This window comes from Streptomyces sp. NPDC089799 (genome assembly GCF_040684755.1).
In the GTDB taxonomy this organism is placed as follows: Bacteria; Actinomycetota; Actinomycetes; order Streptomycetales; family Streptomycetaceae; genus Streptomyces.
The window spans coordinates 102035-126594 of record NZ_JBFBGR010000008.1; the positions used below are offsets into that span (position 1 = coordinate 102035).

General features: G+C 73.6%; 23 protein-coding genes and 1 tRNA gene. 14 read left to right on the plus strand and 10 right to left on the minus strand.

What is annotated here, in order from left to right; all coding sequences use genetic code 11:
• Nucleotides 1-16 precede the first annotated feature (16 nt).
• Complete coding sequence (locus AB0O36_RS10810; RefSeq protein WP_365107133.1) at nt 17-706, minus strand: response regulator transcription factor; 690 nt, start codon at nt 704-706, stop codon at nt 17-19.
• Nucleotides 707-785: 79 nt separating this feature from the next.
• On the opposite strand from AB0O36_RS10810, the gene AB0O36_RS10815 reads away from it, so the two are divergent.
• From AB0O36_RS10815 to AB0O36_RS10825, 3 genes are all read left to right on the plus strand, one after another.
• The gene (locus tag AB0O36_RS10815; protein WP_365107136.1) at nt 786-1364 is read left to right on the plus strand and encodes a hypothetical protein; all 579 of its coding nucleotides are present in this window, start codon (nt 786-788) and stop codon (nt 1362-1364) included.
• Between the two features lie 98 nt (nt 1365-1462).
• Nucleotides 1463-1738 carry a type II toxin-antitoxin system Phd/YefM family antitoxin gene (locus AB0O36_RS10820; protein WP_365107139.1) on the plus strand — a complete coding sequence of 92 codons (276 nt, stop codon included), beginning with the start codon at nt 1463-1465 and terminating at the stop codon, nt 1736-1738.
• Nucleotides 1735-1992 carry a Txe/YoeB family addiction module toxin gene (locus AB0O36_RS10825; protein WP_365107142.1) on the plus strand — a complete coding sequence of 86 codons (258 nt, stop codon included), beginning with the start codon at nt 1735-1737 and terminating at the stop codon, nt 1990-1992. Before AB0O36_RS10820 ends, AB0O36_RS10825 begins: the two co-directional genes overlap by 4 nt.
• A gap of 27 nt (nt 1993-2019) precedes the next feature.
• Here the strand turns inward: AB0O36_RS10825 and AB0O36_RS10830 are convergent, their stop codons facing one another.
• Nucleotides 2020-2922 carry a fused MFS/spermidine synthase gene (locus tag AB0O36_RS10830; protein ID WP_365107145.1) on the minus strand — a complete coding sequence of 301 codons (903 nt, stop codon included), beginning with the start codon at nt 2920-2922 and terminating at the stop codon, nt 2020-2022.
• A gap of 68 nt (nt 2923-2990) precedes the next feature.
• Nucleotides 2991-3413, minus strand: a complete 423-nt coding sequence (locus AB0O36_RS10835) for a hypothetical protein (RefSeq protein ID WP_365107571.1) — start codon at nt 3411-3413, stop codon at nt 2991-2993.
• A 254-nt stretch (nt 3414-3667) separates the two neighbouring features.
• Here AB0O36_RS10835 and AB0O36_RS10840 point away from each other — a divergent pair, with 254 nt between their 5' ends.
• Nucleotides 3668-5002, plus strand: a complete 1335-nt coding sequence (locus tag AB0O36_RS10840) for a tetratricopeptide repeat protein (protein ID WP_365107147.1) — start codon at nt 3668-3670, stop codon at nt 5000-5002.
• 29 nt (nt 5003-5031) lie between these two features.
• Here AB0O36_RS10840 and AB0O36_RS10845 read toward each other — a convergent pair whose 3' ends face one another.
• On the minus strand, nt 5032-5622 hold the full coding sequence (locus tag AB0O36_RS10845) for a histidine phosphatase family protein (RefSeq protein WP_365107150.1): 591 nt from the start codon (nt 5620-5622) through the stop codon (nt 5032-5034).
• A 99-nt stretch (nt 5623-5721) separates the two neighbouring features.
• On the opposite strand from AB0O36_RS10845, the gene AB0O36_RS10850 reads away from it, so the two are divergent.
• The 4 genes from AB0O36_RS10850 to AB0O36_RS10865 are packed head-to-tail and all read left to right on the plus strand — an operon-like array spanning nt 5722 to nt 10706.
• Nucleotides 5722-6543 (plus strand): phosphatase PAP2 family protein, encoded by an 822-nt coding sequence (locus AB0O36_RS10850; RefSeq protein ID WP_365107153.1) that lies wholly within the window; start codon nt 5722-5724, stop codon nt 6541-6543.
• Nucleotides 6482-7792 (plus strand): hypothetical protein, encoded by a 1311-nt coding sequence (locus tag AB0O36_RS10855; protein ID WP_365107156.1) that lies wholly within the window; start codon nt 6482-6484, stop codon nt 7790-7792. The genes AB0O36_RS10850 and AB0O36_RS10855 overlap by 62 nt, the downstream gene beginning before the upstream one ends.
• Entirely contained in the window at nt 7780-9363 is a 1584-nt protein-coding gene (locus AB0O36_RS10860) for a hypothetical protein (protein ID WP_365107158.1), read from the plus strand. Before AB0O36_RS10855 ends, AB0O36_RS10860 begins: the two co-directional genes overlap by 13 nt.
• Nucleotides 9360-10706 (plus strand): AAA domain-containing protein, encoded by a 1347-nt coding sequence (locus AB0O36_RS10865; RefSeq protein WP_365107160.1) that lies wholly within the window; start codon nt 9360-9362, stop codon nt 10704-10706. Before AB0O36_RS10860 ends, AB0O36_RS10865 begins: the two co-directional genes overlap by 4 nt.
• Nucleotides 10707-10718: 12 nt before the next feature.
• On the opposite strand, the gene AB0O36_RS10870 is transcribed toward AB0O36_RS10865, so the two are convergent.
• Both AB0O36_RS10870 and AB0O36_RS10875 read right to left on the minus strand, forming a co-directional pair.
• The gene (locus tag AB0O36_RS10870) at nt 10719-12365 is read right to left on the minus strand and encodes a carboxylesterase family protein (protein ID WP_365107163.1); all 1647 of its coding nucleotides are present in this window, start codon (nt 12363-12365) and stop codon (nt 10719-10721) included.
• A gap of 79 nt (nt 12366-12444) precedes the next feature.
• Nucleotides 12445-12951 carry a MarR family winged helix-turn-helix transcriptional regulator gene (locus tag AB0O36_RS10875; RefSeq protein ID WP_365107165.1) on the minus strand — a complete coding sequence of 169 codons (507 nt, stop codon included), beginning with the start codon at nt 12949-12951 and terminating at the stop codon, nt 12445-12447.
• A gap of 114 nt (nt 12952-13065) precedes the next feature.
• Between AB0O36_RS10875 and AB0O36_RS10880 the strand changes: the two genes are divergently transcribed.
• Nucleotides 13066-13629 (plus strand): NADPH-dependent FMN reductase, encoded by a 564-nt coding sequence (locus AB0O36_RS10880; RefSeq protein ID WP_365107167.1) that lies wholly within the window; start codon nt 13066-13068, stop codon nt 13627-13629.
• A gap of 109 nt (nt 13630-13738) precedes the next feature.
• On the opposite strand, the gene AB0O36_RS10885 is transcribed toward AB0O36_RS10880, so the two are convergent.
• A complete protein-coding gene (locus AB0O36_RS10885; protein WP_365107170.1) occupies nt 13739-14983 on the minus strand; it encodes an amidohydrolase in 1245 nt (414 codons plus the stop codon).
• 321 nt (nt 14984-15304) lie between these two features.
• On the opposite strand from AB0O36_RS10885, the gene AB0O36_RS10890 reads away from it, so the two are divergent.
• The 3 genes from AB0O36_RS10890 (at nt 15305) to AB0O36_RS10900 (ending at nt 16562) form a co-directional block, all read left to right on the plus strand.
• Nucleotides 15305-15646, plus strand: coding sequence for a hypothetical protein (locus AB0O36_RS10890; RefSeq protein WP_365107173.1), 342 nt, complete (start codon nt 15305-15307; stop codon nt 15644-15646).
• 234 nt (nt 15647-15880) lie between these two features.
• Nucleotides 15881-16498, plus strand: coding sequence for a hypothetical protein (locus AB0O36_RS10895; protein ID WP_365107174.1), 618 nt, complete (start codon nt 15881-15883; stop codon nt 16496-16498).
• Nucleotides 16489-16562 (plus strand) — tRNA-Lys (locus AB0O36_RS10900). Before AB0O36_RS10895 ends, AB0O36_RS10900 begins: the two co-directional genes overlap by 10 nt.
• A gap of 74 nt (nt 16563-16636) precedes the next feature.
• On the opposite strand, the gene AB0O36_RS10905 is transcribed toward AB0O36_RS10900, so the two are convergent.
• On the minus strand, nt 16637-17869 hold the full coding sequence (locus tag AB0O36_RS10905; RefSeq protein WP_365107574.1) for a M6 family metalloprotease domain-containing protein: 1233 nt from the start codon (nt 17867-17869) through the stop codon (nt 16637-16639).
• A 398-nt stretch (nt 17870-18267) separates the two neighbouring features.
• Between AB0O36_RS10905 and AB0O36_RS10910 the strand changes: the two genes are divergently transcribed.
• Entirely contained in the window at nt 18268-20028 is a 1761-nt protein-coding gene (locus AB0O36_RS10910; RefSeq protein WP_365107577.1) for an EAL domain-containing protein, read from the plus strand.
• Nucleotides 20029-20149: 121 nt separating this feature from the next.
• Here the strand turns inward: AB0O36_RS10910 and AB0O36_RS10915 are convergent, their stop codons facing one another.
• Nucleotides 20150-21847, minus strand: coding sequence for a glycosyl hydrolase family 18 protein (locus AB0O36_RS10915; RefSeq protein WP_365107177.1), 1698 nt, complete (start codon nt 21845-21847; stop codon nt 20150-20152).
• Nucleotides 21848-22163: 316 nt separating this feature from the next.
• Nucleotides 22164-23384 carry an LLM class flavin-dependent oxidoreductase gene (locus AB0O36_RS10920; RefSeq protein WP_365107179.1) on the minus strand — a complete coding sequence of 407 codons (1221 nt, stop codon included), beginning with the start codon at nt 23382-23384 and terminating at the stop codon, nt 22164-22166.
• A gap of 239 nt (nt 23385-23623) precedes the next feature.
• Between AB0O36_RS10920 and AB0O36_RS10925 the strand changes: the two genes are divergently transcribed.
• On the plus strand, nt 23624-24382 hold the full coding sequence (locus tag AB0O36_RS10925; RefSeq protein WP_365107182.1) for an IclR family transcriptional regulator C-terminal domain-containing protein: 759 nt from the start codon (nt 23624-23626) through the stop codon (nt 24380-24382).
• The last annotated feature ends 178 nt before the right edge of the window (nt 24383-24560 follow it).

Sequence of the window (24560 nt, forward strand, 5' to 3'; positions counted from 1 at the left end):
GCCCGGCCCGCCGTGCTCACTGCGGCGGCTCCAGCTTCACCCCGACGCCCCGCAGGGTGTGGAGGTAGCGGGGGCTGGCCGCGGTCTCGCCCAGCTTCCGCCGCAGCCAGGACAGGTGGACGTCGATGGTCTGGTCGTCGCCGTAGGACTGCTGCCAGACCTCGGCGAGGAGTTCGCGCCGGGCCACCACCACGCCGGGCCGCCCGGCGAGGAAGGCCAGCAGGTCGAACTCGCGCCGGGTGAGGTCGAGTACGGTCCCGTCGAGCTCGGCCTGGCGGCGCAGCGGGTCGATGGACAGCCCGCCCACCCGGAGCACCCGGGAGGGCGGCCCGTCCCCGGCCGCGGAACGCGCGCGGCGCAGTACGGCGGCCATCCGGGCGGACAGGTGCTCCACGGAGAAGGGCTTCGTGAGGTAGTCGTCGGCGCCGTCGTTGAGCAGCCGGACGATCTCCGCCTCGTCGTCCCGCGCGGTCGCGATGATCACGGGTACGTCGGTGATGCCGCGCAGCATCTTCAGCGCCTCGGAACCGTCCAGGTCGGGCAGTCCGAGATCGAGGATGACCACGTCGAAGCGGTGGTGCGCGACTTCCCGCAGGGCCTCCAGCGCCGTCCCGACGCTGCGCACCGTGTGCGCGGCGTCGGTCAGGTGCCGGATCAGAGCGGAACGCACGAACTGGTCGTCCTCGACCACGAGCACACTTGCCATGGCCCGCACCGTACGCCATCCCGGGGACCCGCCGGGGTGGCGGCCGGTCTCCGGGACGGGTGGTGCAGTATGTGCGCTGATGCAACGAGGACTTGTCCACGCACTGGCCTGGACGCTGGCGACCGGGGCGGCGGTGACGCTGTCCTGGTGGGGTGTGCGCACGGTGATGTCCGGGACGGCTTACGACCGGCCGAAGGCCATCCCGCTGACCGCCGGACCGCTGTCCTCCTCCACGCACGGGGCGAAACCGGAGCCCTCGCGGCTCCCGTCCGGCCCGTCCGCACCGTCCTCCGCTTCCCCTTCGCCCGCCGCTCCGTCCCCGTCCGCACCCTCCGGCACCCCGGGAAAGCCGAGGAAGTCCGTGCCCCCGTCCCTCCCGGGCCCGGGCCCCACCTCCGCCGGGCCGTCCGGCGGCAAGCCCTCCGCCTCCGGCGGGGGCCGGGTGGAGGGCCGTACGGTCGACGGCGGCCGGGTGGTCTTCGAGCTGGGCACGTCCTCGGCGGAGCTGGTGTCCGCGACGCCGTCGCCGGGCTGGCAGATGCAGCTCTGGAAGCAGCCGACGTGGATCCGCGTGACCTTCACCAAGGACGGCCGGGAGTCCTCCGTCTTCTGTACCTGGCACGACCACCCCCCGACGGTCGAGACCTGGCAGACCTGACCGAGGCCCCGGCGGGACGGCCGAGTGGTACCGTGTAGCCGTACGGCGTCCCGTACGGCATCTCCGTACGGCGTGCGACGCGATCCGGAGGTGGCCCCATGCCGATCTCGGCGAATGAAGCCCGTCAGAAGTTCTACCCGCTGATCCGCAAGGTCAACGAGGACCACGTTCCGATAGAGGTCACCTCTCGCGAGCACGGCGACATCGTCATGATGTCCGCCGAGGACTTCCGGTCGTGGCAGGAGACGGTGTACCTCCTGCGCTCACCCCGCAACGCCCAGTCGCTGATGGAGGCCGTTGCGCGCGACAAGGCCGGTGAACGACTGGTCACCAGGACCATGGAAGAGCTGACTTCCCTGGCAGGGACCGAATGAGGAGCATTCACTTCGACCCGGCCGCATGGGATGACTTTCTGTTCTGGCTCAACGCGGATCGCAAGATGGCCCGCAGGATCACACGGCTGATCGAGGAAATCCAGCGAACCCCCTTCACCGGCGTCGGCAAACCGGAGCCTCTGAAGGCCGACCTCTCCGGCTACTGGTCCCGCCGGATCGACGACGAACACCGTCTGGTCTACCGGGCCGACGACAAGGAAGTGAAGATCCTCAAGGCCCGGTACCACTACTGACCCGCTCCCTCTCGGCGCCCCCCGCCGTCACTGGAACGCGGTCGGCGGGGGTGCCGGGGAGGGCGTGGCCGAGGCGTCTGTGACGGGGGTGGCGCCGCCGGCGAAGTCGGTGAGCGCGCGGCCGTGTTCGACGCGGCCGGGATGGGGGTCGCTCGCCACCCGCCGGGTGAAGTCGGCGATCGGGAGTTCGGTGTCGGCGGCCACCAGGACCGCATTGCCGAATCGTTTCGCCCGCCAGACCACCGGGTCCGCCGCCATCGCCAGGTGCCCGAAGCGGGAGGCCGCGGTGGCGATCTGCCCGCGCAGGTGCGCCAGCGGCGGCCCGTCCGCGAGGTTCGCGACGTACCACCCGGTGGGCGAGAGCACCCGTCGTACGTCGTCCAGGAACTCGGCGCTGGTCAGGTGTGCCGGGGTACGGGCGCCCCCGAACACGTCCGCGATCACCAGGTCCGCCCAGCCCTCGGGGAGCTTGGCCAGTCCGGCACGCGCGTCGAGCGCGCGGACCCGGACCCGGGCCTGCGGGTCCAGGGGCAGGTGCTCACGCACGAAGGCCACCAGCCCGGCGTCGATCTCCACGATCTGCTGGCCGGAGCGGGGGCGGGTGGCGGCGGTGTACCGGGCGAGGGTGAAGGCGCCGCCGCCCAGGTGGAGCACGTTCAGCGGCTGCCGGGCCGGGCCGGCCAGGTCGATCAGGTGCCCGATCCGCCGCTGGTAGGAGAAGTCGAGGTGGGTCGGGTCGTCGAGGTCCACGTGGGACTGCGGGGCGCCGTCGATCAGCAGGGTCCAGGCACGGGTGCGGTCCCGGTCCGGCGCCAGCTCGGCCGTGCCGCCGTCCACCCGTCCGGTGACCGGCCCGGTCGTCCCGGTCCTCCCGGTCGTCCCGGTCGTTTCGTTCTCGCGCTCGCCGCCGCGCCGCCTGCTCCGTCCCACCGGCTCATTATCGCCGGTCAGCGGGTTCCGCCGGGCAGCAGGTTCCGGCTGCCGGCAGGCGCCGCCGGTCAGCGGCAGCTGTCGGCCGCCTCGATCAGCCGCGCCGCCTCGCCCAGGGCCGCGCGCAGCACCTCGGGATCGGTCACCGCGCCGCCGTCCGCCTCCGGCGGGAGCAGCCAGCCGGTGCCCGCGCCGCCGGTGGTGGGCGCCCCGCCGATCGCCGGGGCCTCGCCGAACCGCATCCCGCGCCCGTTGGTCTGCGTACAGGCACTGCCGGGGAGGTCCCAGGCGTCGGCGGTGCCGGCCGGGACGAGGAAGCCGAGGGTGTCGCCCGAACCGTCGTGGAGGACGGGTCCCACACCCGTCGCGGGGGCGGCGGCACGGCGGATGATGTCGACCGCCTCCAGTCCCTGCCGGGTGGGCACGGTCACGAGGTCGGGAGCGACGTCCGGCCCGGACGCGGCGCCGGCGCCCACTGCGCAGTTCTCCATTCCGGCCTCCACCATGGGAACCCTCCTCCTGCTCCTTGACCACTCCTCATGCTCCTCATGGTTCAACGCCCGGGAACGTCAACGGTGGCGGCGCAAAGCCGCTGCAAAGGATGGCAGTTCATGGCAGATCACGGGTGAGATATCCCTTTTGTAGCCAAACAGCGTGTGGGGGTGGGACACCTGGCGGTACGTTCATGCGCGCCGGACCCCCCTTCCAGAACCCGGCAGGAGTTCTCGCCAGAGAGGCCACGTCGATGACGGCGTCCCCCATCTCACTCACGCCCAACACCTCCTTCCGGCGGCTGCGCGGTCAGCACTCCCCCGCCGAGTTCGCGGCTCTGGTGCGCCGGGCGGCGCGGGAGATCGGAGAAACGGTTTCCTGCGACGCCCGCTACATCGGCCGGGTCGAGTCCGGCGAGATCCGCTGCCCCAACTACGCCTACGAGCGGGTCTTCCTGCACCTGTTCCCCGGACGCACCCTGGCCGACCTCGGGTTCTCCCCGCGCGAGGCGGTCCGCGGCCGGGACCGCCTCCGCTTCCCCGGCCCGCCCGCTCCGCCCGCCCCCGTCCCGTCCCCCACCCCCTCCGAGGAGAGCGACGTGCTGCGTCGCGCATTCATGGCCGGCGGCTCGGCCACCGTGGCCGCCGCCGCGATCGACTTCAGCCCGCTGGGCGACCACCGCCGGACACCGGGCCGGGCCGGCGAGTCCGAGGCCGCCGCCGTAGAGGAAGCCGTACGCCGGATCCGGCTGCTGGACGACCGGCACGGCGCCGACGACCTGTACCGCCGGGCCGCCGAACCGCTGCGGGCGGCCTACGCACTGCTGGACGCCGGGGCCATGCGGCAGTCCACCGAGGACCGGATCCAGGCGGGCGCGGGCGAACTGGCCCTCTCGGTGGGCTGGCTGGCGCACGATTCGGGCCGCTTCGAGGACGCCCGGTCCCACTACGCGGAGGCGCTGGCCACCGCCCGGGTCTCCGGGGACGCCGGACTGGAGGCGCACGCGTTCTCCAACACGGCCTTCCTGGCGCGGGACGCGGGGCGGCCGCGCGAGGCCGTCCGGGCGGCCCAGGCGGGGCTGGCGGCGGCCCGCGGGCTGGGGTCGTCGCGGCTGCTGTCGCTGCTCTCGCTGCGGGAGGCGGGCGGCTGGTCGGGGCTGGCGGACCGGCGGTCCTGCGAGGAGGCGCTGAGCCGGGCGCACTCGCACTTCGCGCGCGGCACCTCTCCCGCCGACCCGGAGTGGATGTCCTTCTTCGGGGAGGCCGAGCTCGAATCCCTGGAGTCGCGGTGCTGGGCGGGGCTGGGCGAGTACGGGCGGGCCGCGCGGCACGCGCGGCGTGCGGCGGACCTGCAGGACCCGCACTTCGCACGGAACATGGCGCTGTACACCGCGGAGCTCGCCGGGGACCTGGCGCGGGCGGGTGCGCCGGAGGAGGCCGCGTGGGCGGGTGAGCGGGTGCTGGACCGGCTGGCGGAGGTGCGGTCGACGCGGGTGCGCTCGATGCTGGCGGGGACGGCGGCGGCGCTGGTCCCGCACCAGCGGTCGGGGCGGGTCGCGGCGTTCCTGGCCCGGCGGTCGGAGGTCTAGGGGCTGTCCGGCGGATCAGGCGCGGCCCGTTACAGGTGGCCCGTGTCGTTCCAGCGGTCCAGGGCAGGGGCGCCGTACTGCCAGCCGAGGACGGACAGGGAGGTCGGGTCGAGGCGGATGCGGGAGCCGAAGAAGATGTCCTCGCCCAGCCAGCGGGCGGCCAGGCTGCGCAGGATGTGGCCGTGGGCGAAGACGAGGACGTCGCGCTCGGCCGCACGGGCCCAGGCCACGACCTCGTCCACGCGCGCGGTGACCTCTGCGGTCGACTCGCCGCCGGGCGCGCCGTCGCGCCAGAGCAGCCAGCCGGGACGGACCGCCTGGATCTCGGCCGGCGTCATGCCCTCGAAGTCGCCGTAGTCCCATTCCATCAGCGCGTCCCACGGATCGGCCCGGCCGCCGAACCCGGCCAGGTCACAGGTTTCGCTCGCGCGGAGCAGCGGGCTGGTGCGCACCTCCGCCCCGCGCAGCCCGGACCACGGCTCCCGGGCCAGCCGCTCGCCGAGCAGCTTCGCGCCGCGCCGCCCCTCCTCCAGTAGGGGGATGTCCGTGCGCCCGGTGTGCTTGCCGGAGAGCGACCAGGCGGTCTGTCCGTGGCGGGCGAGCAGGATACGGGGGGCCATGTCTGTTTCTCCCAGGTTCGTACCTGTTGGATAGTCCGACAATCATCCATCACATGAACGCGGGGCAACCCATCCGCTCCTGAGATCGTCTTACGTCGTATGACTGAACGGCACCGGCCCACCCGTTGGTGGGCCGAACTGCTGCTGCTGGGGATCGTCTACGGCGTGTACTCCGGCGGCAGGCTCCTCGCACGCGGCGACGTAGACCTCGCCGTGGAACACGGCCTTTCCATACTCCGGTTCGAGCACGTCCTCGGGATGGACTTCGAACGGCCCCTCAACCGCCTGTTCACCGAGCAGGCGTGGCTGGGGGTTCCCGCCGACTTCGTCTACGCCTCCCTGCACTACCTGGTGACCCCGGTCGTACTGGTCTGGATGTACCGGCGCCGGCCGGCCCACTACCGGTTCGCCCGCACCTGGCTGGTGTCGTCCACCCTGCTCGGGCTCATCGGGTTCAGCCTGATGCCGACCTGCCCGCCCCGGCTGCTCGACGCCGCGCACGGGTTCACCGACACCATGGCCTACTACAGCGGCTACGGCTGGTGGGGCGCGGAGGCCAGCGCACCGCGCGGCATGGGGGCGCTCACCAACCAGTACGCCGCCATGCCGAGCCTGCACGTGGGCTGGGCCCTGTGGTGCGGGGTGCTGCTCTGGACGTATGGGCGGAGCCCGCTGCTGAAAGCTTTCGGTGTCGCGTATCCGCTGGTCACCACGATCGTGGTGATGGGCACGGCGAACCACTACTTCCTCGACGCGGTGGCCGGTGCGGCCGTCATGGGGGCCGGGTTCCTGATCGCCGTACGGATCGGTGCCCGCAGCCGCACCCGCGTTGTCAGTGGCGGATGGGACACTTCCGCGGGTGAGCTCCTACCCAAGCAGCGTCCCGCCGCCGAAGACGACTCTCCGGCAGCGGCTCGCTGACCTGCGCGGCCCGGCCGTGCCGCCCCGCCCGCTCGACGCCCGGGCGCTCGCGGCGCTCGCCGCCAACCCGGGCTGCGGCAGACGGGCCCTGCTGGACGGCGCCGGGGTGGACAAGACCGCGCTGGCCACGGCCCTCGGCACGCCGGCCGGGTTCGGCCAGTCGCAGTTCGCCATCGTCCGCGGGCACTCCTTCGAAGCCGCCGTCAAGGGGGACGGCGGCTCTGTGCTGCTCCGACTGGTGCACGAGCGGCTCGACGCGGGCAGCGAGCCGCCGGGCCGGTCGGCCCGCGTCCCCGACCTCACCGCGGCGGGCCCCGAGGGTCGCGCCGGGCGGACGGCGCTGGCGCTGCGCGAGGCCACCGCGGCGGCGCTCGCCGAGGGCGCCTGGACCCTCCTGGACCATCCGATGCTGGCGCTGGAGGTGGCCGGCACCCCGGCCTACCTGGAGCCGGACGCGATCGTGGTGCACCCCGACGGCCGGTGGACGGTCGTCGAGATCAAGTCCTTCCCGATGATCGACGGCACGGCCGACCCGTCCAAGGTGGGGGCCGCCGCCCGCCAGGCCGCCGTCTACGTGCTGGCCCTGGAGAAGACCGCCGCCCGGGTGGAGGGCGCCGAGGTCGCGCACCGGGCCCTGCTGGTCTGCCCGAAGGACTTCTCCAACCTGCCGACCGCGGCCGTGCTCGACGTCCGCAAGCAGCGCGCCGTCACCCGGCGCCAGCTGGACCGGCTCACCCGCGTCGAGGAACTCGCCGCCGGACTCCCCGAGGGCCTCAGCTTCGACCCGTCCCGTCCGGCCGAGGAACTGGCCGAGGCGGTCGAGGCGGTGTCCGCGGCCTACGCCCCCGACTGCCTGGCCGCCTGCGAACTGGCCTTCCACTGCCGCCGGCGGGCCCGGGACGACGGCTCCGTGACGGTGCTGGGCCGCTCCGTGCGCGCGGAACTGGGCGTCCTGACCACGGTCGGCGAGGCGCTGGCCGCCGCCGACGGCATCCCCGGCCCGCGCCCGGCCGGCGGGGGCTGCGGCACCCCGGAGCCGGACCCGGCAGCGGACGGCGCACAGGATCCGACGGTGGAAGCGCTGCGGTACGCCGCGCGGCTGCGGGCCGAGGCCCTGCACACCGCAGCCACCACCGCGGCCGCCGACGGCGCCACCGCCGGCGCCACGGCCACCCGTACCGACAGCGCCTCCGGCACCGCCGCCGCCCGCACGCAGCACCGACCGGAGGCTCCGGAATGTCCCTGCTGAGCACCCTGGCCCGGCTGGAGGCCCTCCGCGCCGGGCGGGCCCGGCCGCTGGCGACCGTACGGCACCGGCACCTGAGCGAGCGCCCGCTGGTCTTCGTACCGCTGACCACCGCGGGTGAGGCGGGCGCCCCGCTCGGCGCCATGCTGGGCACGGACCCGGACGAGCCGCGGATCCTGGTGATACCGCAGCCCCGGGACCGGGACCTGCGCTGGCGGTTCCTGGGCGACCTGGCCGCGTACGTGATCCCGTACGTCGAGGGGTTCGCGGACGACGTGGAGCCCGCCGAGCGGACCGAGACCGACCCGGAGACCGGCAAGCGGGTCAAGGTCGAGACGGAGCTGTGCAGGGACGCCCCGCAGATCGTGGTGCCCAGCCGGGCCGGCATCGACCACGTACGGCTGCTCGGCCGGTCGATGCGGTTCCGCCGGACGGCCGAGGAGGACCCGGAGGCCCCCTATCCGGCGCCCGACCGGGTGCCGCTGCTGGGGCGCTGGTTCACCCATCTCGCCGAGCGGTCCCGGGTGCCGGGGTCCTCGATGCTGGTCTCGGCCACGGACCTGCTGTCCCGGCACTGGGCGACCGGTCAGAGCAACCTGGAGGACCAGCACCTCGGTTCGCTGCTGGGCTGGATCGACCCGCCCGAGGGGGTCTCCGGCGAGGAGGCGGCCCGGCGGGCCGAGCTGGCCCGGGACGCGACGGGGCAGCTGCTGGTCCCGCCGGCCGGACCGGCCACCGACCCCTCCTTCGACAACAAGCTGCTGGCGCCCGCCATGACCCGCTTCGACGCGGCCCGGGCACACGGGGAGCGGCCGGACACGGACGGCCTCCGGGTGGCGGAACTGGCGGTCCGGGAGCTGGTGGTGTCGCAGATGGCACCCACCTGGCGGGCGGTGTGGCGGTCGCTGGACCTGGTACGGGACCTGCCGCCGGGCGAGCACACCGAGGAGCGCTGGACCCGCGACCGCTGGTCGTTCACCGGGCACCGGGACCGGGTGCGCGCGGGTGAGCCGCCGCAGCCGCGCCGGGACGACGCGGTGACGGCGGCGCAGAAGCTCGCCTCGCGGGAGACCGAGCAGACCCGCCTGGACGCCCAGGAGGCGCTGGACGACCCGCTGGTGATGGCCGGCCGGAGGCTGGCCGGCGAGGCGTTCGCGGGCGAGGTCACCGAGGTGGTGATGGAGTGGACCGACTCCAAGCGGCCCAGTCCGCGGCCGCTGGTCGTGGTGGCCACCGACGACCGCCCGCAACTGCCGGAGGGCGGCGGCGGGAAGGTGTGGCGCTCGCTGGACGGGCGCCCGCAGGCGGCCGCGTTCGTCCGGCGCGAGGAGGACGGCCGGCTGGTGCTGCGGCTGCTGGACAAGATGGGGCGGGGCCGGGACCCGGAGCCGGGTTCGGTGCCGGAGAAGGGCGACCGGGTGTGCTGGACCCTGTTCGAGCACGACGCCCGCGGCGGCCCGAAGCTGCCGGACCCGGAGAACACCCCGTGGACGCACGGCGGCCCGCCCGGCGCACTGACCGCCGCGACGCCGCAGGGCGCGCCCGACCCCGTGACCGACGAGGACATCCTGTGAGCCGCCAGACCACGACCGCGTCCGATCCGGGCGCGGCCGCCGAGCGCGCCACCGCGGCGATCCTGCACGACACCCTGCACGCCCCGCAGCGGGGTGTGGTCGTGGACTCCCCGCCGGGGGCCGGGAAGTCCACGCTGGTGGTGCGGGCCGCCCGGGAGCTCGCCGCGGCCGGGCGCCGGCTGATGATCGTCGCGCAGACCAACGCGCAGGTGGACGACCTGGTGCTGCGGCTGGCCGGGAAGGACCCGGAGCTCCGGGTGGGCCGGCTGCACAGCAGTGACGCCGACGCCTACGACCCGGCGCTGCTCGGGCTGCCGTCGGTGGTGCTGTCGGCGAAGCCGGGCGACCTGGCCGAGCTGCCGGTGGTGATCTCCACCGCCGCGAAGTGGGCGTACGCGCAGGGCGTGGAACCCTGGGAGCACGCGATCGTCGACGAGGCGTACCAGATGCGCTCCGACGCGCTGCTGGCCGTGGCCGGGCTGTTCGAGCGGGCGCTGTTCGTCGGCGACCCCGGTCAGCTGGACCCGTTCAGCGTGGTCGGGGCCGAGCAGTGGGCGGGGCTGTCCTACGACCCTTCGGCCTCGGCGGTGTCCACGCTGCTCGCGCACAACCCGGACCTGCCGCAGCACCGGCTGCCGGTGTCCTGGCGGCTCCCGGCGTCCGCGGCGCCGCTGGTCTCCCGGGCGTTCTACCCGTACTCGCCCTTCCGCAGCGGCACCGGCCACGGGGACCGGCGGATCGGCTTCGGCACCGCCTCGGACGGCTCGGGGCCGGACCGGGTGCTGGACGTGGCGGCCGAGTCGGGCTGGGGCCTGCTGGAGCTGCCCGCCCGGCACACCCCGCGGACGGATCCGGAGGCCGTCCGGGCGGTGGCCCTGGTGGTACGGCGGGCGCTGGACCGCGGCACGGTCACCACGGACGAGCGGTCGCCGGACCCGGTGCCGCTGACCGCGGACCGGATCGCGGTGGGCACCGCCCACCGCGACCAGGCGGCGGCGGTGCGCGCCGCGCTGGCGGAGCTGGGGGTGGCCGGCGTCACGGTGGACACCGCGAACCGCCTGCAGGGCCGCGAGTACGACCTCACGGTGGTGCTGCACCCCCTGTCCGGCCGCCCGGACGCGACGGCCTTCCACCTGGAGACGGGCCGCCTGTGCGTGCTCGCCTCCCGGCACCGGCACGCCTGCGTGGTCGTCGCCCGCGCGGGCATCGCCGACCTCCTCGACGAACACCCCTCGCTGGAACCGGTCCAGCTGGGCGTGAGCGTGAAGTTCCCTGATGGCTGGGAAGCGAACCACGCGGTGCTCCAGCAGCTCGCCGAACACCGCGTGAGCTGGCGGCCGTAGGGTCCGGCCGGTTCAGCCCAGGGACTTCCAGAACCCGTACCGGTGGTCCTTGGCGAAGTCCACCGGGCGGATGCCGTTCGGGCCCGAGGCCAGGGCCAGGGCGTTCACCGCCGCCGGGGTGGTGGGCTTCCATTCCGCGGTGGAGCCGGGCTTCCCGGTGCGGGCGAAGTCGGTCCAGATGCGGATCATGTCGTCGGACAGTGCGCGCTGGGCCGGGTTCAGCTGCTCGTACGTGTCGAGTTCGAAGAGGTAGGGGAGGTCGAAGGTGTGCGGGGCACCCTTCGGCCCGGCCGGCTTCGGGATGCTCGGGTCGGAGTACCAGGGCACGTCGGCCTCGGCGAACTCGTAGGTGTACGTGGGCGAGTGCGCGGACAGCGCGCGACCCATGTCCACGGCGTGCCGGGCCCACTTGCCGTCGGTGAGGGCGGCGGCCAGGGCGAGGGCGTACGAGCCGCCGTAGGCGTCGGCAGGGTAGTGGGCGGCAATGACTCCGGCCCGTTCCGCACCGAACTCCGTTCCCAGGGCGGCGAGGACGTCGGCCCGGTCGAGCCGGGCCTGCGGGTCACCCGTGGTCGCCTTCTTCATGCCCTCCATCGCGTTCACCCGGCCGCGTTCCTCGTCCCGGGTGGTGCCGAGCAGCACCGGGACCCGGTTGAAGCGGCCCGAGGCGAAGGCCTCGCGCGGGGTGCGGGGCAGCAGCGCGCCGCCGTAGGACGGTCCGTACGCGGGCTCCGGTCCGAACGGAGGACGCACCAGGTACTCGGTGCCGGCGGTGTGCCAGTCCGCCCCGGGGACACCGTCCCCCTTGAGTCGGTCGGTGATCCCGGCGGCCGTCCGCTCGCCGTCCCGCAGCGCGGTCGCGCGCTCGCGCCCGCCGTCGGGGCCCGTGCAGGGGGCGCTCTGGAGGATGACCCGGTCGAAGAGCCCGGCGGAGGACGGGGCGACCAGGTGGGCGCAGCTGCTGTGGCCGCCGGCGGACTCGCCGAAGAGGGTGACGTCGTGCGGGTCGCCGCCGAAGGCCGCGGCGTTGCGGCGCACCCAGCGGAGGGCCTCCTGCTGGTCGAGGAAGCCGTAGTTGCCGGATTCGCCGCGCCGTTCGAGGTCGGGGTGGGCCAGGTAGCCCAGGGCGCCGAGCCGGTAGTTGACGGTGACGACGACCACGTCGCCCTGCGCGGCCAGCCGTCGGGCGCCGTGCATGGAGCCCGCGCCGTCGCTGTGGTCGCCGCCGTGCAGGTAGACCATCACGGCGCGGGGCCGGACCGCGGCGGTCCGCGGGGTGGTCACGTTCAGGGAGAGGCAGTCCTCGTCGTCGGAGTGCGGGCCGAGGGGGCCGATGGCTCCGGTCTGGGGGCAGGCGGAGCCGGGCCGGGTGGCCTCGCGGACGCCGGACCAGCGCCGGACCGGGGCGGGCGGGGCCCAGCGGCGTTCGCCGGTGGGCGGGGCGGCGTAGGGGATGCCCTGGAAGGTGCGGACGGTGTCGGTGACCGCGCCGCGTACGAGGCCCTTGTCGGTGCGTACGGTCGGGCCGTCGGCACGGTGCACGGCGGCGGCCGTCCCGGGGACGGCGGCTTCGGCCGCGGTGCTCGCGGTGACCGCGGTCACCGCGAGGGTGGCGCCCAGGGCGAGGGGGAGCAGGGGGCGTGCTGTCCGCTTCAACATGTAGACAACCGTATGAATCTGACGGTCGGGCGGGCATCCGATCACCCCCCGGGTGCGGGGTGGGGCTACCCCCACCCCGTCAGTCGCGCCCGGGGCCGCAGTCCAGGGCGGCGGTCGTGAGGGTGTCGCCGATGGCGGCCAGCGCCTCCAGCTGCTCGGGGGCGAGGAGGTCGATCAGGTGCCGGCGGACCGATTCGACGTGCATCGGGGCGGCCGCCTCGATGACGGCCCAGCCGTCCCCGGTCAGCACCACCTCGGCCCCGCGGCCGTCCGCGGCCACCCCCTCTCGGCGGACCAGGCCGCGCTGTTCCATGCGGGTCAGCTGGTGGGAGAGGCGGCTGCGGGACCACAGCATGAGTTCGGCGAGGCCGCTGATCCGGCGGCGCCGGCCGGGGCTGCGGCTGAGCATGGCCAGGACGTCGTAGTCGGCTTCGGAGAGCCCGCTGTCCCGGCCCAGGTCGCGCGCGATCGCCGCATTGACCAGCGGGACCGCGCGCCGCCAGGCGTGCCAGGCGCGCATTTCGGCCGCATCGAGCCAGCGCGGCTCGGGCTCCGGTCCGGACGGAGCGTGGGAGGTGTCGCTCATGGGCCCACTCTAGCGAGGTAGGTGACATGTCATCTAGGTGGTTGACACGTCATCGACTCATGGGTTTTATTGGTGACACGTCAACTACCGGCGCCTGATCAACGGGGGTTCTCCATGCCGCGCCTGCTCGTCGTCTCCACCAGCACCCGCCCGGTCTCCACCGGCCGGCCGCTCGCCGCCTGGATCGGCGGGGCCGCCGCCGAGCACGGCGGCTTCGAGGTCGTCCCGGTGGACCTCGCCGAGATCAACCTGCCCCTGCTCGACGAGCCGGCGGCGCCCGCCTCCGGCGAGCCCTACACCCACCAGCACACCAAGGACTGGAGCGCGCTGATCGAGTCCGGCGACGCCGTGCTCTTCGTTCTCACCATGTACAACGGCGCCTTCGCCGCCCCGCTGAAGAACGCCGTCGACTACCTCTACCGCGAGTGGCAGGGCAAGCCGGTCGGCCTGGTCAGCTACACCGCCGGCCCGTCGGGCGGCGTCCCGGCCGCCGAGGGCATCGCCGACGTGCTGACGCGGATCGGCGCCCGCGTGGCCGAGAGCCGCGCCTCGGTCCCGAGCATCTACGGCCACCTCGGCGACGAGGGCTTCACCGCGCCGGAGGGCTTCGCCGACCGGCTGACCGAGGTCCTGGACGAGCTGGCCAAGCTCGCCACCGAGCAGCCCGTCAGCTCCTGACCCCGGTTTCGGGCGGTTGCGTGCCGCGCCGGGCGGGGCATGCCCTGCCCGGCGCGGATCAGCGCGGCCGGCGTCACCGGCGCCACCGGCGACCCGCGGGCAGCCCCGCTCAGCCGGTGACGAGTGCCCCCGCCAAGTGGTCGTACGCGACGTGCACGTGCAGCCGGACGCCGGTGACCAGCGTGTCGTCGTCGGCGTAGAAGCCGGGGTGGTGGTTGCGGACGACCCCCCGGCCGCCCGGCTCCGGCACCGCCTCGCCGTACTCGTCCAGCAGGGAGTCCTGCACCCCGAGCATCACGTACAGGCCGCCGAACCGGCCCACGAGCTCGGAGACGTCGTCATAGCCGAGGGTCCCGCCGGTCTCGACGAGCCGGCCCGCACCGGCCACCCGGCGCAGAGTGGGCAGCGCCGCCGTCACCCACTCCTCGCTGTTGTGCACGGCCGGCACGTCCTGCAGGTATTCGACCGCCGCGGTGCAGCCGTAGGCGCGCGCCGTGTGCTCGGCGAGGACCGTCAGCCGGGACCGGACCCCGGCCATGTCCTTCTCCTCCGCGCACCGGACGGTCCCCCAGAGGGTGACCGTCTCGCCGATGACGTTGAACCGGCCCACGTCCTCGATGTGCCCGATGGACACCGTGACCGGCGTGAACGCGGAGACCTGCCGGTAGAGCTGGCCGATCCCGGTGAGCAGCGCGCCGACCGCCGGCATCGGGTCGATGCCGTGCCAGGGCGTGGAGCCGTGCGTCTGCTGCCCCGTGACGGTGATCCGGACCAGGCTGGACGCCGCGTACTGGTTGCCCACCCGGTAGCCGACGTGCCCCTTGGGGTGCGGGGTGACATGCATCCCGAAGGCCATGGTGGGCACGGGGTCCCCGAAGGCACCCTCGGCGACCATCCGCCGGGCCCCGCCCTCCTCGTCCACCGGCGGCCCCTCCTCGGCCGGCTGGAACACGAACAGCACCGTGCCGGGCAGCCGGTCCCGTACGCCGGCCAGCACGGCGGCGGCGCCGAGCAGCATCGCCGTGTGGCAGTCGTGCCCGCAGGCGTGCGACACGCCCGGAACGGCGGACGCGAAGCCGGTGCCGCAGCGGTCGGGGACGGGCAGCGCGTCGGTGTCGGCACGGAGCGCGGCCACCCGGTCCCCGGGCAGCCCGCCGCGCAGCACGCCGACCACGCCGTGACCGGCGATCCCGGTGCGGACCTCGTCGAGGCCGAGGTCGCGGAGCGCCCCGGCGACCGTCCGGGACGTGGCCTCCTCCCGGTTGGACAGCTCGGGGTTCCGGTGCAGGTGGTGGCGCCAGGCGATGACCTGCGGTGCGGCCTTGGCCGCCAGGCGGTCGAGCTCCTCGTGCATCCGCGCTCCTCGCTCCCTGCTCCTTGTCGGTGCTCCCGCTCGGTGCTCCCGCTCGGTGTCCCCGCTCGATGTTCCCGCTCGATGTTCCCGCTCGGTGCTCCCGCTCGGTGCTCCCGCTCCGTGCTGTCCCGATCCGCGCTCCTGCCCGGCGCCCCGCGTCCGCGCGCCGGCGCGCTCTGCGTGCGCCGCCCCTCCCTGTCTGCCCCGCCGCACCCCCCTGACACCCGCCCGCCCCGCCCTTCGAGCGGCGGTCTTGCGCGGCGTTGGACAATAGAGGGTGGCCCGGAAGGACCGGTGGACCGCGAGCGCAGGAGGACACGCATGGCAGAGCCCGAGCGGACCGAGCGGAGGCTGCGGCCCGCGCCGCTGCTCTTCGAGCCCTCGGAGGCTGCCGCGGACCCGGAGCACTTCTTCGATCTGGAGTCCATCGACGACCCGCACGAGCTGCTGGTCCGCGCGACGGAGCTGGCGCTGGCGTTCCGGGCCGCCCAGGACCGTGCCATGGAGTTCCAGGCGGTGGCCGCGGCCCAGCTGGCGGACCCGCGCCGGTTCGACCGCCTGCCGCCCGCCGCCATCGCGGAACGGGTCGAGTGGACCGAGGACTACGCCCGCAAGATGATCGAGTTCGGCGAGGACCTCCTCAAGGGCCTCCCGGACGACTGACCGGACCACCCGGCCGGCCCCACCCACCCGGGCCCGGCCGTCCTGCCCACCTGACCGCCTGCCCCACCTGACCGCCTGCCACGCCCGGCCCCGCCACGTCCGGCCCCGCCCGACACCCATGCGTCCCGGGCATCTGGCATATGCGGCGCGCAACATACCCCACCCCGGGCCCGTGCGGGGCCATTTCCCGTAACCCGGCGAAACCGGTTGCGTACGGCGGGTACACCTGGATGCATGACGACGACGCTCTCTCCGAACAGCGGCTGTCCCGCCTTCGAGGCCGCGCGGGTCGCACAGGCCACGCAGGTCACCCTGGAGGGGGCCGCCTGGCTCGCCTCCTCGTCGGCGTACCCGCAGAGCACCCTTTCGCTGTGGCGGCAGCGGCCCTCCGCGCCCGCCGTGCTGCCGTGCGGGACGGCGTTCGACATCGTCAACGTCCCGGTCGTCTTCGGGCGGCGACTGCTGGACCTGCTGTGGGGCGAGGGCCCCGGCTCCGGGCCGGTGGCCGTGCACCGCGGCCGGATGCTGCTCTTCGCCGCCCCGGGGACCGCCCAGCGGCTGCCCGCCCTGCTGGACTGGGAGGAGTGGGCCACCTCCGTCCCCGCGCCGCTCTGCCACGGGCGGGGCGACGCCGTGACCGTCCCGGCCCTGCTCCCGCCGCCGGGCCCGTCGCGCTGGCTGGTCGCCCCCGACACGCGCAGCCCGTGGCTGCCCGGGCCCGAGGCCCTGCTCTGGGCCTGCGTCCGCGCCGCGCGGGCCACGTCCTCCGCTTCCGCCGCCGACCTGCGGGTATCGATTTTTCCTTCGGCGGATCGGGATGCTAATGTCTACGACGTCAGCAGGCGCCGCTAGCTCAGTTGGTTAGAGCAGCTGACTCTTAATCAGCGGGTCCGGGGTTCGAGTCCCTGGCGGCGCACCGACGGAAGAAGCCCCTCGCAGCAGCGAGGGGCTTCTTCGTTTCCCGGCGGGGCCACCCGGGGGGCGGAGTCCTCAGGTGGTGATCTTCACCGTATAGGCCCCCGACGGGGTCCGGTCGGCCACCTCGATCGTGATCCGCTCACCCGGCACCGTGAACGTCTCCCCCACCTCCAGCGGGGCGTCCGCCAGCGGCGGGTACACCGACCGGTCCCAGCACGCCTCAGTCCCCGGGTGCCCGTCGAGCACCTCGATCGGGCCACCGCCGGACGGCGCCTCGTTGCGGACCCGGTAGACGAGCACGCCCTCGGTGCAGGTGTCCCCGTCGTTCCCGGCCGAACCCCGCGCCTCCACGGCGATCGCGCTGCCGGGGCCCGTACGGATCACCGCCAGCCGGGTGCCGCCGGTGCCGCCGCGCGGCACCTCCTCGCCCAGCGGTTCCAGGGTGTGCAGGGAGGAGCCGCTCTGCACGCAGTCCACCTGCCCGGGACCGAGCCAGCCCAGCTTCCACTTGTGCCAGGCGAACAGGTCCGGGGCCATGCCGAACTGGCTGCCCATGACGTCCCAGTCGCCGACATAGGTGTCCCAGTCGCCCTTGCCGTCCGTCGGCCGGTGGTAGAGGTCCGGCAGGTCGAAGACGTGGCCGGTCTCGTGCGCGAGCACGTTGCGGTCCGGCGGATGCTGCTCGAAGACCGTCACGATCCGGCGGAGTTCGGCGCCGTCCGCGCGGATCGGCCGGTCGAAGTTGACGACCTTGGTGGCGTCGGAGTCCACCCCCGGGGCGTCGGGATCGGCGACGAAGTAGACGATGTCGTAGGCGGAGAAGTCGACGGCCCGGTCGGCGGCGGCGACCGCGTCCCGCAGGTAGGACGCCCGGTCGTCCGGGTCCCAGTCACGCTGTATGCGGTACTCGGTGGACGGCTTCGGCATCCGGATCCATGCCTTCTGCGGGTGCGCGGCCAGCCGGAACCTGCCGTACGAGGCCCGCTCGAAGAACGCGCCGGTGGCGGGGAAGTAGTCGGCGGTCAGTTCCCGGGGAGTGGTCTTCGGGACGGCGTCGGGGAAGGACAGGAAGACCATCACCGCGTCGAGGGTGCGCTCCGGCTTGGGGTAGGCCCGGTTCCAGGTGTCCAGGCCCACCGAATGGTGCGCCGCCGTACGGGTGAGCGCGCACGGGCCGGCGCCGGTGTCGGCGACCGCAGGTCCCGCGACCAGCGACGTGGCGGCGAGCGCCGTCATGGAAGTGAGGGCCGCCGCCGCACTGCGCATACGACGGTCCACTCCCCCGGGTGTCTGCTGTCGCGGCACATCGACCTCCGGTGGGGGGATTCGATCCATCCCAACCACCTTGCGGGGATTGTCCTACTTATGTCCTGTTCCGCTGCCCCACCTGAGTGATCGACGGTGTCGGACCTTCTCGCACACGCCCGAACGGGAGATTACGAAGCGTCACGACCGATCACGGGGGAGCCCGCTGTGTTCACAGCCGCGCAGAAACGATCGGGCGGCACCCTGGCGCCCCCGCCCGACCCGCCGTCAGAAGGGCGTCAAGACGCCGAAGCGCCCCGCCCGGGACGGCGCCGCCGCTGGATAGGGCCTCCCGCCTGCCTCTATGATCGGCACACTTTCCTGCGCGGACATCACGAGCACTGCGGGAGCGAACGGTGGGCGGAACCTCAGAGGGAACCGGTTCGGCGGCCGACAGCATCCGACCGGCCACTACGGAGCGTGAACTGCGCGACTACCGAGCGGCCTTCAACGCGGCCCATCTCCCGATGGCGGTCGTCGACCGGGACGGCTTCGTCGTCGCCGCGAACGAGGCCCTCGGCGGGCTGCTCGGAGCCGAGCCGCACGAACTGGTCGAGCAGTCGGCGGCCGACCTGGTCGACCTGGCCGCCGAGGCCCGGACCTGGCAGGCGTACCGGGAGGTGCTGCGCGGCCGGCAGGCCAGACTGCGCTGCACCCGGCGGCTGAAGCACCCCGACGGGCACAGCCTGTGGACCGAGGTGACCCTCGGGCCGGTGCCCGGCACCCGGGACGTCCTGCTGTCCGTCGCGGACATCAGCGACCGGCGCGATCTGCAGGCCCGCCTCCGGCACCTGCAGATGCACGACCCGGTCACCAGGCTGCCCAACCGGGCGCTGTTCTTCGAGCGGCTCTCCGCCGCTCTGGAGGCGTCCTCGTACGAGCACGGCGGCACGGGCCGGATCGGGCTGTGCTACCTGGACCTCGACGGGTTCAAGGCGGTCAACGACACCCTCGGGCACCGGATCGGGGACCGGCTGCTGACCGCGGTGGCTGCCCGGCTCACCCAGTGCGCCGACCAGTCCGGTTACGGGCGCACGGGCGGGCACCTGGTGGCCCGGCTCGGCGGCGACGAGTTCGCGCTGCTGGTCGAGGACTCCACCGGCACCGAGGAGCTGGCCGATCTGGCCCGGTCCGTGCTGACCGCCGTGCAGGAGCCGTTCGAGCTGGCCGGGCAGCGGCTGTCGGTGTCGGCCTCGATCGGCGTGGTGGAGCGGGCCGCCGCCGGGACCTCGGCCACCGGGCTGATGCAGGCCGCCGACACCACGCTGTACTGGGCGAAGGCGGACGGCAAGGCCCGCTGGACGCTCTTCGACCCGGAGCGCAACGCGCACCGGATGACGCGGCAGGCGCTCAGCTCGACCCTCCGTCCGGCCGTGGAGCGGGGCGAGTTCGCGCTGGAGTACCAGCCGCTGGTGGACCTGGAGAGCGGGGCCGTGCGGGGCGTGGAGGCCCTGGTGCGGTGGAATCATCCGCAGTTCGGACCGCTTGCGCCGAATCGGTTCATCGGAATTGCGGAAGAGGACGGTTCGATCGTCCAGTTGGGGCAGTGGGTGCTGCGGACGGCGTGCCGGCAGGCCCGGCGCTGGCAGATCGAGCACCCCAGTGATTCCCCGGTGTTCGTGTCGGTGAACGTGGCGGTCCGGCAGGTGTGGGACTCGGACCTGGTGGGCGACGTGGCGGAGATCCTCGCGGAGACCGGGCTGGCCCCGCAGCTGCTCCAGCTGGAGCTCACCGAGTCGGCGGTGATGGGTTCGGCCGGGCGGCCGCTTCAGGCGCTGCAGGCACTGAGTGACATGGGCGTCCGGATCGCCATCGACGACTTCGGCACCGGCTACTCCAACCTCGCCTACCTCAGCCGGCTGCCGGTCTCGGTGCTGAAGCTGGACGGCTCCTTCGTCCGCGGCTTCCGCTACGAGGAGGGCGCCCATCCCAATCCGGCCGACGAGACCATCGTCGAGGCTCTGGTCCAGCTGGCGCACCGGCTGGGGCTGACGGTGACCGCCGAGTGCGTGGAGACGGCCGGCCAGGCCGCCCGGCTCCGGCGGGTCGGCTGCGACACCGGCCAGGGCTGGCTGTACTCGCGCGCGGTCGCCCCGGAGCGCATCGCCGAGATGATCGGCGGGCGCTCCGGGGCGGGCGGCCCCGGCGACGCGCCCTGAGGCGGCGCGGGCCCGGACGGGCGCACCGGGGAAGGGCGCACCACGAAGGGGCGCACCACGAAGAGGCGAACCCGCCCCTGCCGGTGGGCAGGGGCGGGTCGCTCGGCGCGAGGTGGGGGGATCAGCAGGCGCCGAGGTCCTGCCAGACGCCCCATTCACCGGTGGTGCCGGGGGTCTCGTTCTGGGTCCACCACTTGGCCTTCCACTTGCGGCCGTTGTGGGAGACCTCGCTGCCGCCGTTGTAGACGGTGCCCGCGACGTAGGCCGGGAGGCTGCCGCAGCCCGTGGTGGGCGGCGTGGTCGGCGGGGTCGTGGGCGGGGTGGTCGGCGGCGTGGTGGGGGGTGTGGTGGGCGGGGTGGTCGGCGGGACCGTGGTGCCGCCGAGCGCGTCGTTGATCCGGCCCAGCAGGGTGGCGTTGTTGTCCAGGCCGAGCAGGGAGTACATCATCGCGCCGGCCAGGCCGCGCTGCTTGCCGTAGGCGACGCGCTCCTGGATGGACCTCTGGTTCAGGCCGGTGAAGAACTCGCCGTCCTTGTAGAAGTACGAGGACTTCGAGGCGTCGTCCCAGAAGGTGGTGGCGGGGTTGTCGACGATCCCGCCGAGCTCCTTGTAGTGCGCGATGCCGGCCTGCTGGCTGAGCGGACGGGCGCCGGAGCCGCCGGTGGCGGGCTGCGCGAGGCCGTTGGTGGTGCCCGCCGGGACGCCCTTCCAGCCGCGGTAGTAGAACTCGTAGCCCAGGGTCAGTTTGTTGGCGGGGAAGCCGCCGGTGATGCCGTAGGCCGGGTTGCCGTCGATCCACGAGTCGATGGCGTTGTCGATGCTGTACTTCTCGACGCCGGGCGCGATCGGGTCGGTCGGGTCGGCCGCGGACGGGTACAGCGGGGACTGGTGGTACGTCGGCCCGTCGCCGTCCCAGGCGCCGTGCATGTCGTACGTCATGATGTTGGCGTAGTCCAAGTACTGGCCGATCTTGTCGGTCTCGATGTACTTGATCTTGTCCTGGCCGGCCGGGAGGGCCGCGGTCAGCATGTACTTCTTACCGCCGTTGGCCGCGCCCTCGGTGTCGAGCTGCTTGCGGAACTCCTGCAGCAGCAGGGTGAAGTTCTGCTTGTCCTCGGGCCCGTAGTGGTTGCCCAGGTGGCCGCCGGAGGAGCCCGGGTACTCCCAGTCGATGTCGATGCCGTCGAAGATGCCCGCCGCGGTGCCGGGACCGCCGAAGCCGCCCTCCACCGGCAGGTCGCCCTTGATGTACTGCTTGATGCAGGAGGCGACGAACTTCTTGCGGGAGGCGTCGGTCTTGGCCGCGTCGTGGAAGTACTTGGAGTACGTCCAGCCGCCCAGCGAGATGTTGATCTTCAGGTGGGGGTACTTGGCCTTCAGTTCCTTGAACTGGTTGAAGACGCCCACGATCGGCTGGTCCCACTTGTCCGCGACGCCGTCCACGCTGTCGGCGGCACCGAAGGACTTCTGGTAGTCCGCGTAGCTGTCACCCGCGCCGTCGCCGGCGTTGGGGTTGTTGTCGTCGCCGGCCGCCTTGTTGGCCTCGAAACAGGTGAGTTCGGTGGGGTGGATGTTGCCGAACGAGTAATTGATGACGTCCAGCTTGCTCGCGATGCCCCGGGTGTCGAGGTGCTTGGGGTAGAAGGCGTTCCCGTACACGCTCCACTGGTCGTAATAGGCGATCCGGACACCGCCGGCGGCGGCGGTGGCCGAGGCGTCCGCGGCCTGGGCGGTGCCGAGGCCCGCGAAACCGGCCAGCGCTCCGGCGGCGAGCGCGGCCGTGGCGGCGGCCGCGACGAGGGGTTTACGGATGTGCATGAACAGCCTCCGGAGGTGGGAGGGGAGGACGTGGGGAGGATGTAACAGCCCGGGTGGGAGAAGTGATAGCGATCACGAGATGACCCCGTCAATGGTTTGCGCCAAAGAAGGACTAGACCACTCGCGGCGCAATTTCCCAGGTGGGAGGGGTGGAGGCGCATGAGAATCCGCCCGCCACCCCCGGTGACGAGCGGTTTAGGACTGCCTTGAGGAAACCCGGCGCAAGGTTTCGGCAACAAACCAGCCGAACTCCGTTCATCCCCCGTCAGCTGCCGGAAACCTCCGGCCCGGCCGGCCTCCGGTCGGGCTCAGGCCCTCATCCGGTCATCCCGTACGCATCTGCGACGAGCTCGTACGAGCGCAACCGGGCCGCCCCGCCGTGCACGTTGGCGGTCAGCATCAGCTCGTCCGCGCCGGTGCGCGCCACCAGCGCGTCCAGCCCGGCCCGCACCTGCTCCGGGGTGCCGTGGACGACGTTGGAGAGCCGGCCGTCGGTGAACTCCCGTTCCGCCGGGGAGAAGGAGTACGCGGCGGCCTCCTGCGGGGTCGGGACCAGTCCGGGCCGCCCGGTGCGCAGCCGGAGCATCGCCAGCGCGCCGGTGAGCACCTGGGCGCGGGCCCGCTCCTCGTCCTCCGCGGCCAGCACGGAGACGCCGATCATCGCGTACGGGGCGTCCAGGACGGCGGAGGGACGGAAGCTGTCCCGGTAGAGCGCGAGCGCGGGCAGCGTGCCGGCCGCCGAGAAGTGGTGGGCGTAGGCGAAGGGCAGGCCCAGCTCGCCGGCCAGCCGGGCGCTGAACCCGGAGGACCCGAGCAGCCAGACCGGGGGCCGGGCCGCGGGCCCCTGCACCGGCCCGGGGACCGCGTGCACCCGCGCGTAGGGGTGCCCGGCGGGGAAGTCGTCGTCCAGGAAGCGGGTCAGCTCGGCGAGCCGGTCCGGGAACTCGGCGGCCTCGGCGTCGGGCCGGGCGGTGCCGCGCAGCGCGGCGGCGGTCCGGCCGTCGGTTCCGGGCGCGCGGCCCAGACCGAGGTCGACCCGGCCCGGGGCGAGGGCCTCCAGGGTGCCGAACTGCTCGGCGATGGCGAGCGGGGCGTGGTTGGGCAGCATCACCCCGCCCGAGCCGAGCCGGATGCGGGAGGTGTGGGCGGCCAGGTGGGCCAGGATCACCGCCGGGGAGGAGCTGGCCACGCCGGGCATGGAGTGGTGCTCGGCGACCCAGTGCCGGTGGTAGCCGCGGGACTCGGCGAGGCGGGCCAGTTCCACGCTGGTGCGCAGGGAGTGGTGGGCGGTGCTGCCGCTGCCCACGGTCACCAGGTCCAGCACGGAGAGCGGGACCTGGGCCGAGCCGCGGACGGTGCCCCGGATACCGTCCGCGGAGGGGGCGCCTCCGGTGCCCGCCGGGGCGCCCCCGGCGCGCTCACCGTCACCACCCGCACCACCGGTGCGCTCCCCCGCGCCCTCGGACACGCCCTCCGGTACGCCCTCGCGGGCGCCGTCCGGGTCGCCGTCGCGGCTCCCGTCCCGCCTGTCGCTCATCGTCGCTCCCGTCGCAGCGCACGCCGTCCGGTACGGCGTACGGAGATCTCGAACAGGAGGTGGTCCTCGGGCATTCCCGGCGAGTCGGGACACCGCCCTTGACCTTGGCATATGCCAGCGGAGTAGATCCAGGCCGAAGGGCGTGATCGAGCCATCAATCTCATCAACAGGCGCTCCACGTGGGCCTCTTGATGGCTATCGTGGTAGAGCAAGCGGTAACAACCTGCTAGGGGGAAACCGTGGCGCTGAAGCCCGAGCCGACCGCGCCGTTCCACTCGGTGCAGTACGCCCTGCGCGTGCTGGAAACGATCGGACGGCACCCCGGTGGCGTGACCGATACGCAGATCGCCCGCGAGACGGGCCTGCCGGCCGTCCACCTCGCCCCCATGCTCCTGATGCTGCGCCGCGAGGGGTACGTGCTCCAGGTCTCGGACGGCGCCTATGCGATAGGCGACTCCCTGGTGCTGCTCGGCTCCGGCACCGACCGGCAGCAGGCCCTCCAGAACAAGCTGCAGGACACCCTGGACCGGCTGCGCGACTCGGTCGGCGCCGCCGTCTACATCAGCCGTTACGTGGACGGCGAGGTCAGGATCACGCAGTTCGCGGACAGCCCCCGCACCCCGAAGGTGCACGAGTGGGTCGACTTCCGCTCCGCCGCGCACGCGAGCGCGGTCGGCAAGTGCCTGCTGACGCAGCTCGACGTGAACGGGCGGCGCGACCACCTGTCCCGGCACAGGATCGCCCGGCTGACGTCCAAGACGATCACGAGCGAGCGGGTGCTCTTCTCCAAGCTGGACAGCCAGCCCGCCACCGTCCCCGTGCTGGACCTGCAGGAGTACGCGGTGGGCACGGTCTGCGCGGCGGTGCCGATCACGGCCGGGGCCTCGGTGGGCTGCCTGGCCCTGTCCATGCCGGTGGAGCACGCCCACCGGCTGCGGGCCGCGGCGGACGCCCTGAACCGGAAGGCCGCACCCCTCCTGCTCTCGCTGACGCTCTGAGCCCTGGGCTCCCGACGCCCGGGCTCCCGTTGCCTGGGCCCCCGGCCTTCCGCTTCGCGGCCCCCGGACCGGCGAGGCTCCGGGAAGGCCCGCCCGGCAGAGCCGGCCGGTAGACCCCGCCCGCCCGGTAGCCTCCGGTACACCCGTCGAGGCTCCGGAAAGCACTCAGGGCGGCTCC